This is a genomic window from Saccharothrix sp. ST-888, assembly GCF_000955975.1.
In the GTDB taxonomy this organism is placed as follows: domain Bacteria; phylum Actinomycetota; class Actinomycetes; order Streptomycetales; family Streptomycetaceae; genus Kitasatospora.
Genome location: NZ_JYJF01000022.1, coordinates 58,285 through 68,295 on the forward strand (window position 1 = coordinate 58,285; position 10,011 = coordinate 68,295).

At 70.9% G+C, this 10,011-nt stretch carries 10 protein-coding genes; 8 read left to right on the top strand and 2 right to left on the bottom strand.

The window, feature by feature from the left end; genetic code table 11:
- Positions 1-250: 250 nt before the first annotated feature.
- Positions 251-550 (top strand): hypothetical protein, encoded by a 300-nt coding sequence (locus UK12_RS10830; protein WP_156178649.1) that lies wholly within the window; start codon positions 251-253, stop codon positions 548-550.
- A gap of 161 nt (positions 551-711) precedes the next feature.
- Here the strand turns inward: UK12_RS10830 and UK12_RS10835 are convergent, their stop codons facing one another.
- Positions 712-894, bottom strand: coding sequence for an RICIN domain-containing protein (locus UK12_RS10835; protein WP_045302267.1), 183 nt, complete (start codon positions 892-894; stop codon positions 712-714).
- A 54-nt stretch (positions 895-948) separates the two neighbouring features.
- On the opposite strand from UK12_RS10835, the gene UK12_RS39570 reads away from it, so the two are divergent.
- From UK12_RS39570 to UK12_RS10865, 6 genes are all read left to right on the top strand, one after another.
- Positions 949-1,461 (top strand): hypothetical protein, encoded by a 513-nt coding sequence (locus UK12_RS39570; protein WP_045302269.1) that lies wholly within the window; start codon positions 949-951, stop codon positions 1,459-1,461.
- 252 nt (positions 1,462-1,713) lie between these two features.
- A complete protein-coding gene (locus UK12_RS36485) occupies positions 1,714-2,226 on the top strand; it encodes a hypothetical protein (RefSeq protein WP_052681793.1) in 513 nt (170 codons plus the stop codon).
- Positions 2,227-2,610: 384 nt separating this feature from the next.
- Positions 2,611-3,114: a hypothetical protein gene (locus UK12_RS41135; RefSeq protein WP_045302271.1), complete on the top strand. Its 504-nt coding sequence runs from the start codon at positions 2,611-2,613 to the stop codon at positions 3,112-3,114.
- Between the two features lie 975 nt (positions 3,115-4,089).
- Positions 4,090-5,349: a helix-turn-helix domain-containing protein gene (locus UK12_RS36490; RefSeq protein ID WP_052681794.1), complete on the top strand. Its 1,260-nt coding sequence runs from the start codon at positions 4,090-4,092 to the stop codon at positions 5,347-5,349.
- 516 nt (positions 5,350-5,865) lie between these two features.
- A complete protein-coding gene (locus UK12_RS37755; RefSeq protein ID WP_082119496.1) occupies positions 5,866-6,849 on the top strand; it encodes a CHAP domain-containing protein in 984 nt (327 codons plus the stop codon).
- Between the two features lie 180 nt (positions 6,850-7,029).
- Positions 7,030-8,913: an AfsR/SARP family transcriptional regulator gene (locus tag UK12_RS10865; protein ID WP_052681795.1), complete on the top strand. Its 1,884-nt coding sequence runs from the start codon at positions 7,030-7,032 to the stop codon at positions 8,911-8,913.
- 173 nt (positions 8,914-9,086) lie between these two features.
- Here UK12_RS10865 and UK12_RS10870 read toward each other — a convergent pair whose 3' ends face one another.
- Positions 9,087-9,278, bottom strand: coding sequence for a hypothetical protein (locus tag UK12_RS10870; RefSeq protein ID WP_045302273.1), 192 nt, complete (start codon positions 9,276-9,278; stop codon positions 9,087-9,089).
- A 143-nt stretch (positions 9,279-9,421) separates the two neighbouring features.
- Here UK12_RS10870 and UK12_RS10875 point away from each other — a divergent pair, with 143 nt between their 5' ends.
- Entirely contained in the window at positions 9,422-9,646 is a 225-nt protein-coding gene (locus UK12_RS10875; RefSeq protein WP_045302275.1) for a DUF397 domain-containing protein, read from the top strand.
- Positions 9,647-10,011: the final 365 nt, after the last annotated feature.

Below are 10,011 nucleotides of genomic sequence, written 5' to 3' on the forward strand. Positions count from 1 at the left end.
CACGCGCACCCACGCCGCCCATGGTGCCGCGGTCGACCTCGACGAACGGCCGCAGCCTCGCCCAGCTGCTGTCCAGCTGAACACCAAGATCCCCGACAGAGTCAAGCTCAGAGGCCGTCGGATTCGCGGTCACTCATGTGAGGGGCGGACTGCAGCGATACGGCGGCGATACGGCGATTCACCACACTTACAGACGACGGGAACGCGGTTGCGCGGCTCGACAGAAGTGACCTTGAAGGGGTATCAGCGCATGCGTGGAATAGCGCGACGGTTCCCCGCCGCTGCGGCGGCGGTGCTCACCGTAGGTGGTGGCCTGACGTTCGCTTCGGCCGGCCCGGCCATGGCCGGTGGTGCGGATCTGCTCGACCACGGCGAGCGCGACCTCCGACACGTCGTCGCCGACCGTGAACCGCCGACCGGTGGCGCGAGCAAGGTCCCAGCCGTGCAGGCGAGTTCCTGCAGGGCGATGGCGGCCGCGAGCTCGGCAGGCATCGCGCCGGGACCGAACTCGGTGGTGCCCTCCTCACTGGGACCCAACTCGCATGGCTGACTGCCCACCGACGCCGGCCCGCGACTACGAGACCGACCCCGCTCAGTCGGAGAGCATGATCCCCTGGCAGTGATCGGCATCATGGTGAGCCGGCTCTCCCTAGGCCGACCAGCAACCCGACCGGGCCCAAGGCCCTTCTCGCGCGCCAGACCGTGGGACCGCTACGGCAGTGTCCATCGCTGGTTGGCGCCGCCGTTGCAGCCCCACAGTTCGACCAGGGTGCCGTTGGTCGTGCCCTGGCCGGTGACGTCCAGGCACTTGCCGCCGTGTGTGCGGGTGCCGTTGGTCCAGGTCCACGCCTGCGAGTTGCCGCCTATGAGTAGCTGACGAAACGACCAGCGCACTGCCCGGTTCGAAGTTCTTCACTCAACCAAGTCCCGCCCATTCAAGGAGATCTCATGACGGCAAGTCAGTTCACGGGTTCACGTCTGCGGAAGGCCGGGGTGCGGGCTGCCGGGGTGTGCGCCGCGGCTCTCATCGCAGTCGGCCTGTCCGGTGCGGAGGCGATGGCCCTGGACTCCGGCACCACGGCCGCCACCTTCACCCTCGCGCAGCCCGACTGGTACGCCAATACCAGCTCATCCTCCTCCAACGTCACGTTGGAGCTGTGGGGTGACGGAAACCTGGTGCTGCACACCGTCAGCGACACCGACGGGGGGATCCCGCTGTGGGCCAGTGGCACCAGTGGCAGGGGCGTGACCCACGTGGACTGGTCTCGTGCCGGTTACGCCAAACTGCTGGACGCCTCCAACAACGTCGTGTGCACCCTCGGCAAGCTCAACCCCGCCCCGGGCGGCACGGTCCGGGTCCAGGACGACGGCAACGTGGTCTTCTACGACACCAACGGCAACGCCACCTGGTCCACCGGCACCTACAACGGGCCGGGCAACCTCAACTACTGCTACACCTGAGCCTCCGGTCCAGTCGCAGACCGCTGCGACCGGGCCCTTCCCGGAGGGGCACATCGTCGGGCCTGCGGCGGCACGGCGACGACGACGCTGCGCCCCACCACGTCCACTCGGAGAGCTGCGGCCCGGCCACGTCGCGCGGTGTCACGCCGTTGGTCTGCCCACAGCCTCGGCGGCAAAGCGTTCCGCCCACCATCCAGCCGTTCTGCCACTCGCCAGTGATGAGCAGCGAAGCGGCATGTCGAAGGGACACTCGTGATACTCAGTAAGTCCGGTAGCTCCAAGGCGCGCAGGCGCCTGGGGCGCGCCGCCCTGGTGTGTGCCGCGGCCGCAGGTGCGCTCGGGCTGACCGCCACCACCGCGATGGCCGATGCCTCTGTCGCGACCTTCACGCTCGCCCAGCCCGACTGGCAGGCCGGTCAGTCGGGGGCAGGGGCGAACAACCTCCTGACCGGCCTGAACTTCCTGGACGACGGTAATCTCGTTCTCTACGGGTACGACGGGGAGACCGACTATCCGCTGTGGGCCTCGGGCACGAGCGGGAAGGGCGTGACGCATCTGGACTGGTCGAAGTCCGGATACGTCAAACTGCTGGACGCCTCCGACAATGTCGTGTGTACCCTCGGCAAGCTCAACCCAGCGCCGGGCGGCCACGCCGAGGTCCAGGACGACGGCAACTTCGTGTTCTACGACACCAACGGCAACGCCACCTGGTCCACCGGCACCTACGGTCACCGCCGGGGCAACATGAACTACTGCTACACCTGATCGGCCGGACGGCCGCAGATGTCACGCGGTACGCGACGCGGATGCCGCGTCAAGCCGGATGCCTACAGGGGGCGACCTCCACCTGCCGATAGCGCCTGGCCGGAGTTCCGGATACCGGCTGGGGTCTGCCGCCGAGCGGGCGGCGTCGCCGGCCCCATCGGCTCGACCTGCTTCAGCCGGGCTTCCGCGCTTCCGCCTTCGACTGGCGTGCTGCTTCCAACACGCAAACTCCCGGTGACCGTTCCCTCGAACCGTCCGAGCCGGGTCAAACACGTGGATGCCCCCGACGATGCCTTCCATCCGGGGGTCATTCCCAGGCGGTGGCACAGACCGCGCGCCGCCGCTCACAACCATCGCACGACACTTCAAGGAAGAGGAACACTCATGACTGCGAACCGAATCACCGGCTCGCCGCTTCGCAAGACGCTGACCCGGGCCGCCATGGTCTGCACGGCGGCCGCCGCCGTGATCGGCCTGACCGGGACCAACGCGATGGCCGCCGGCGACTGGGACGCGACGGCCGCGAACTTCACCCTCAACCAGCCCGACTGGTACGCGGGCAATTCCGCCAACTCGTCGAGCGCGAACCTGGTCTTCCAGAGTGACGGCAACCTGGTGCTGTACGCCAACGACGGCAGGGCGCTGTGGGCCAGCGGCACTTACGGCCAGGGCGTGAACCACGTGGACTGGTCGGCGTCCGGTTACATCAAGCTGCAGCACGACAACGACACCATCTGCACCATCGGCAAGCTGAACTCCGCCCCGGGTGGCCGCGCGGTCGTCCAGGCCGATGGCAACTTCGTCTTCTACCAGGCCAACGGCTCTCCCGCCTGGTCCAGCGGCACCAACGGCCTCTCCCAGGGCACCGCGGACTACTGCGCGTCCTAAGACCGACCGGCAATAGGTCGTGACGGGGCGAGGAGGACGCAGAACGGGTACGGGTCCAGGTGATCACGGAGTTCTCTACGCTCGGTGATCACGAAGGACAGCCGTGCCCACGCTGCCATCTTGCCTGCTCGAACCCAAAGCCAGGGAGTCAAGGCTCCGGCGCGGTTGTCAAGTCGTCCGGAGAAGCTCGGACATGGGAGCGGGGCTCCTGCTGGGACGGTCAATCGACCAAGATTGTCTCGTCCAGCGGGAGCCCCGTTGTCCGTTCAGCCTGCCATGTCATCGGCCGCACTGGCTCTGGCACCGGGCCGACTTGGCGAGTTGACCGAGCATGTCCCTGCCGCGCTTGTCGATGAGGTCTTGGAGGTGACGCGGGAAACGCCCAGTCCTCTCGCCCAGGTCCATCAGCAGATTCCGGGCGGGCCGAGTTCGAGAAGCCGGTAGGGCCTGGGTCCGGTCGGCCTCGGTGAGCCGAAGGTGCCCGAGGGAGGGCTGGAGGGGACGGGCGGGGAGCGCCGCTGGGGCGCGGTCCCGCGCAGGTGGCACGGGCGCTTCCCGGCCCGCGCCGCTCCGGAGAGGGTGGTCGCCTGCGCGGCGGGGACGGAGTCCGTCCCGTCCCGAACGGCCTGCCCGCCGGCGGCGAAACGTGACACGGGCGGCCCGGCACAAGGTTCCGGGGCTCGTGCGGTTGCCTCGCCCGCGCGGGTACCGGCCGGTCATGGCCGTGGTTGCCGTCCTGCCGGCGCGACTGCCCGAGTCCCCGCGACGCGGTGACCCCTGTGCACTGGTGAAGGTCAAGCGTGCACAGGTGAAGCTTTTCCGTTCTCAAAGTCCTTGCATAGGTTGAGTGGTGATCCCGTCTCTGTTCCGGGCCGGTTCTGTGGGGGAGGACGCGGCGAGGAGAGCTCTCGGCCGATGCCGTCTCGTCGGCCTGGAAAGGATCCACGTACGAGGCGAAGACACCGAGGAGAACCGATGGCCCGCAAGCCGCGTCCTGTCGATCCGGCCGACGGCCCGACGGCGGCGTTCGCGTACGACCTCCGCAAGGTCCGCGAGGAAGCCGGGAACCCGACGTACCGGGCGCTCGCGGCAGTGGCGGGATACAGCGCGACCACACTCAGCGACGCCGCCGGCGGCGTCCGGCAGCCGAGTCTGGACGTGACGCTGGCCTACGTCGGCGCGTGCGGTGGCGACACGGCCTTATGGGAACGACGCTGGCACGAGCTGGACCGTGCACTGGAACACGAGCGGAACAAGTGCTCCGCCGACGAGGCCGGCGCCGCCGAACGGAGCGGCGGGGAAAGCGCGGAGGAGGAATCCGCACCCGCACGCACGGCTCCGGGCCCCGCCCCGGCCCTTCGATCGCTTCCTCCGGCGGGGGGCGTCGCCCCCGGCCCGGGCAGGTCGCCGGTCTGGGTCCGCTGGTCGCTCACCGCCGCTGCGGTCGCCGTCATGGCGGCGATCGGCCTGACCACGCTCTGGGTGTCCGGCCTGAGCCGCACGCAGCGGTCCGCCGAGGCGGTCATGGCAGGTCCTGTCTGCCTTTCCGCCGGACCGCTCGGGCCGTTCTCCGGGACGACCTACAACCCCCGCACCGCGGTCCGGGCCGGGGCCCACCTCGACGCACCCGTGGTACTCGAGGTGCCGCCCGGGTGCTCCCTCCGGTTCACCGGCTACTGCCTGGGCGAGCCGGTGGTCGACACCACCTCCGGGTCCCCGGACGTCCGCTGGTTCAAGGTCAGCCAGGGCGGGGTGGTGTCCTCCGCGGTCATCCACGGCAATCCGCCGGCTGCCATGCAGCCGTCCTCCTGCCCCGACTCCGTCCCGTCGCCTTCGGCGGTACGGCTCGCCGCGGTCCGCCCGCTCGACAGCCCGGAGGCCGTGGAACTGCGTTCGACCGGCAGCCACCTGGCCATCGTCGGCTACGCCGCGTACTTCGCTCCGGCCGGGGACCCGGCGCAGGGACCGAAGTGGCAGCAGATCGGACTCACCGACAAGGCGTCGGCCGGTTTCCCGGTGTCCTGGCGGCTCGGAGCGCTGCGGGCCGGGGCACCGGCCGGCGCGAGCGTCCCGGTGGTGGCGGTCGCCTGCCTCGGCGGCGGAGCACCGACCGGGGTTGCCGACGCGTGGCAAGTACCGCTCGACGCGGTCGACGGCGGCCGAAAGGCCGAGCTCGGCGAGGACGATCTGGTCAAGGCGGAGCAAGCCGCCTGCCGGTACCCGCATCCGGGCTGAGCCGTCCCGACTCGCTGGCCCACCGGACCGAGGGCCGGGTCGTGCTGGCGCCGGTGGCGGGTCGGCGGTGGGCTGACCGGTGCGGCCGGTGCGCCCGGTGCGGCAGCGGGCTCCGCGGAGCCTCGCCCCCGCGCGAGGCGGGCGTCGGCTCGTCGGCCCGGCGCGGGGAGGCGGACGGGTCATGGCCGACGTGCTCGGGACATCGTGCAGTCCGCAGTGACGGGGCAACCCGGCTGGCGGGAAACGGAATCGGCGGGCGAAGCCGCCGGCGCGACGGACAGGCCCCGCAAGGTGACGGACCGTCCCACGCTCCGCCACCACTTCCCTGCGGCCCGGGGTGGGGAGGGCGCGCCAAGCGGCCATCCCCGCGCCCCGCGCGGCTGATGACGCGACCACCGCGATACGGGTGCGGTGGAGACTGGCGGCGAAACGACGGCCCGCGCCGACTGTCATGACAATCCGTCATGGCCGACGGGCGTCGTCGACCTGCTCCCGTACCCACTTGAAGGGCGACCGTTGACACTCACCCGAGCTCTGCGCCGGATATCCGGCGCGGTCACCACCACGGGCCTGCTGCTGGGCCTGTTGACCCTCACCGCCCCGGCCGCCTCCGCGGCCACCGGCAGCGATGCCGCCGCGCTCGCCACCGCCAACGTGGGCAGAACCGCCGGGGCCTGCGCCAGCACCCCCACGCACAACAGTCTCGGCGGTGACCAGTTCGAGCACAGCTGTGCGGGCGGCTACTCGGACGGCCCCGAATACTGGTGTGCGGACTTCGTGCTGTGGGTGTGGCGGAACTCCGGCTTCCACACCGGCGGACTGGACGCCGCCGCAGCCAGCTTCCAGACCTACGGCCAGACCCACGGCACGCTGCACACCTCGGCCGGGTACACCCCGCAGCCCGGTGACGCCGTCGTGTACGGCAGCACCCGTGACGCGGAGATCCACCATGTCGGCATCGTGACCGCCGTCAACGCGGATGGCTCCGTCAGCACTGTCAACGGCGACTGGAACGGCGACCCGAACGCCGCCACGATGGCCGACTTCGCGGTCAGTTCCAAGGTCGTCCCGATCACCATCCCGGCCGACCAGAAGGCCGTGGGCAGCGTGCCGTCCACGGTGGACCCGGCCCACGGCTACGTCATCAAGGGCTACACCACGCCGAGCGCGAGCGCACCGGCCAACCCGTACAACCCGGGTGCGGTCTGCGGCAGCGGCTACAGCGTGATCGACACACACGACCTCGGCCAAGCCGCCGTCTACTTGCTGTACAGCGGCGCCACGGGCCGCAACTGCGTGGTGACCCTCGCGGCCAAGCCCGCCGGAGCCGTCCCGATGAACGCGACCCTGGACGTCCAGGGCGGCACCTCGGCGAGCAACCCCGGCAGCTTCACCTACTACGCCGGACCGGTTTCCGCCTCCGCCGCCGGCTCGTGCGTGCGATGGGGCGGCGCCTACCAGGACACCTCGTGGACGAGCGACTGGACCCACTGCGGCTGAGCAGGCCCTTCGACCCGGAGAACCCGGATCGCACGCGCGATGTACGGAGTTGATTGTCCGGCGGCCCAGAAAGCTGCCGGACAACCCGTACCGGGCTTGGATCGACACCGATGGCCGACGGCGCACCGTCACGGACGCCGCCGGCCCAGGTACAGGTCATCCTCCGAGGGGGCGGGGCACATGGAATTCGGGATTCTGGGACCGCTGCAGCTGAGGGACGACGGGGAGGTCCGCGTCGTCCCGGCGGCCAAGCAGCGCATCCTGCTGGCCGCACTGCTGGTCCGCCAGGGACAGGTGATACCGGCGGAGCAGCTGGCCGACACGGTGTGGAGCACCCGGGTACCGCGCAGCGCCGCCACCACCCTCCGCAACTACGTGATGCGGCTGCGCAGGGAGCTGGGCCGGGCCGGTGAGCGGCTCCGGACCGGGAGCGGCGGCTACGTGATCGACATCGCTCCGGACGAACTCGACGCCCACCGGTTCACCACGCTCCACCGGCGCGGCACGGACGCACTCAGGCGTGGTGAACCCGAACGTGCCACCGCACTGTTCGACGCGGCCCTCGGACTCTGGCGCGGTCCCGCCCTGGTGGACGTGGACTGCGACGAGCTGCGCCGGGTGGAGGCCGAACGACTCGAGGAGATCCGGCTGAACGTCCTGGAGGCCAGGCTGGACGCCGGGCTCCGACTCGGCCGCCACGACACGCTCATCGCCGAACTGCACGCGCTCACCACCGCCCACCCGGAACGGGAGCGCTTCTGGGGACAGCTGATGACCGCGCTCCACCGGAGCGGTCGGCAGGCCGAGGCGCTCGCCGTCTACCGACGGGCCCACCGGTTCCTGATCGAGGAGATCGGCGTCGGGCCCGGCATCGAGCTGCGTGCTGTCCACCAGCAGGTCCTGTGCGCCGATCCCGGCCCGGAACGGCCGGCATCCGGCCCGGGCGGACCGGTCCGGCTGCGGCAGGAGGCGGAGCACCCGGGGGGCCACTACGCCGAGGCGACACCCTTCCATCTCCCGCCGGCTCCACCGGACTTCACCGGCCGCGCGGCTGAGACGGCCGCCCTGACGGCACGGCTCACCTCCGGCGGGCGGCGCACGACACCGGTCGCGGTGGTCTCCGGTGAACCCGGCATCGGCAAGAGCACCCTCGCCGTCCAGGTCGCACACGCCGCCCGGCCCCGCTTCCCGGACGGCATCCTCCGCGCGGACCTGCGGGGCAGCCACCGCGAACCCGCCGCGCCGCCCGGCGTGCTGCGCGGGTTCCTGCTGGCGCTCGGTGTGCCGTCGCACGCGATCCCGGCCGAACCGGACGAACGCACCGCGCTGTACCGGTCTCTGCTGTCCGGTCGACGGCTGCTGGTCGTGCTCGACGACGCCCGGGACGCCGCCCAGGTCCGGCCACTGCTGCCCGGCAGCCCGGACAACGCCGTACTGGTCACCAGCCGCCGTCGGCTGACCGATCTGGCCGGAGTGCATCCCGTCGAGCTGGCGGCGCTGTCCGACGGCGAGGCCCGCACCTTCCTGACCCGGGCCACCGGGCCCGACCGGCTGATCGGCGACCCGCGGGCGCTCGCCGCCCTGGTCCGGGCCTGTGGTGGGCTGCCGCTGGCGTTGCGGATCTGTGCGGCCCGGCTCGCGGCGCGGCCCTCCTGGGCCGTCCGCGAGCTGGCCGACCGGCTCACCACCGGCGGTCGGCTGCTCGACGAACTCCGCGTCGGCAGCCTGGACATCCGATCGGTCTTCGGTGGTGCCCACGATGCCCTGGCCCCGGCCACCGCCCGTGCCTTCCGGCTGCTCTCCCTCGGCACCGCTTTGAGCATCCGGACCGAGACCGCCGCCCGGATGCTGGGCGAACCAGTCGGCCGCACCGAGCAGATCCTTGAACGCCTGGTCGACGTGTGCCTGTTGACCCCCGATCAGGCCGGTGAGTACCGGTACCACGACCTGCTGCGAGCCTACGCCCGCGAACAGAGCCGGCTCCTCGACGACGAGCCGGACCGCCGCCGGGCACGGGAGCAGGCGGTCCGGGGAAGCGGAGAGTTGCTGGCCGTGGGCCGGTGAAGGGCAGGAACCCGGGACCGTGCGGCTCCGGTCACCCGCTGGAGGGCCGTCGACGCGCCCCGGCCCCGGCCGGAGGGTTCCTCTGTGGGGTCTGTCAGGGGAACCGGTCTGAACCGGCTGCGCATCACCTCGGCCGGCACCGCCCGCATCCGCAGCAACCACACCGTGAGGAGCTACGTGGACACCCAGAACACCGCCTCCACCACGAACAACCACCACGACAGCACCGTCGTGCACGGCGGAGTCAGCGGCGGCGCCGTCTCCACCGGCGGCCACAACACGATCAACGCGGGCGGCCCCCCGATCATGCCCGGCCCCGGACCAGGCAGGGCCCGGTCGAAGACCGCGCCAACGCGCTCGTTCACACGCTCGCAGCCTGCCCACGGAACGTGGGCCAGGGCGCGGTCACTCCGGGTGAGCCAGCCTGCTGGAGTACGCCGGCGCGCAGATCAGGCCCTGCCGGGCGACGCTGGCACAAACGAGGGGGCAACCGGAAGGAACAGCATCGATGACCAACGAACACGACCTCTACGCGGTGGACCTGGCCAAGGCCCACTGGCAGAAGAGCAGCAAGAGCTCTACCGCACCTTATTCCGTGGAGATCGCATTCTTCGGGGACGGCGCGGTCGCTGTGCGCGACTCGAAGGACCAGAAGCGTCCGCCGCTCCGCTTCACCAAGGCCGAGTGGATTGCCTTCACCCAGGGTGTGCGTAGTGGGGAGTTCGACCGGTAGTCCTGGCTGCCACGAAGCATAGGCGCCATCGGGGCCTCGGCTTGTCCGGGGCCCCATCCGGTGCTGCCCGTGCCCGAGCCGTGCCCGATCGAGCGGAAAGCCACGGGGAATCCCGGCCCCTCGGAGGCAGTTCGGACCGCATCAGGCCGGCAGGCAGAAGCAGGTCACGGCAGGTGAGTACCTGCCGCCCTCCACAGGCGGGCGCGCGCAGCCGGCGCCTCGGCTCGGTCGTTGAGCCCGGATCCACCGTGTGATCGCTGTCGGGAAGGTCCCGTAGAACGAAGAGATGCCTTGCGACCTGCGATGATGGGAGTTCTCTAGGCTCCACCACGCACAATCGGCAAGGCATCTCGTAAGTGCAATCC

What these genes read in the sequence shown, in the direction of transcription:
- UK12_RS10830 (WP_156178649.1), top strand. Translation starts at nt 251, where the DNA reads ATGCGTGGAATAGCGCGACGGTTCCCCGCCGCTGCGGCGGCGGTGCTC.
- UK12_RS39570 (WP_045302269.1), top strand. Translation starts at nt 949, where the DNA reads ATGACGGCAAGTCAGTTCACGGGTTCACGTCTGCGGAAGGCCGGGGTG.
- UK12_RS41135 (WP_045302271.1), top strand. Translation starts at nt 2,611, where the DNA reads ATGACTGCGAACCGAATCACCGGCTCGCCGCTTCGCAAGACGCTGACC.
- UK12_RS36490 (WP_052681794.1), top strand. Translation starts at nt 4,090, where the DNA reads ATGGCCCGCAAGCCGCGTCCTGTCGATCCGGCCGACGGCCCGACGGCG.
- UK12_RS10865 (WP_052681795.1), top strand. Translation starts at nt 7,030, where the DNA reads ATGGAATTCGGGATTCTGGGACCGCTGCAGCTGAGGGACGACGGGGAG.
- UK12_RS10875 (WP_045302275.1), top strand. Translation starts at nt 9,422, where the DNA reads ATGACCAACGAACACGACCTCTACGCGGTGGACCTGGCCAAGGCCCAC.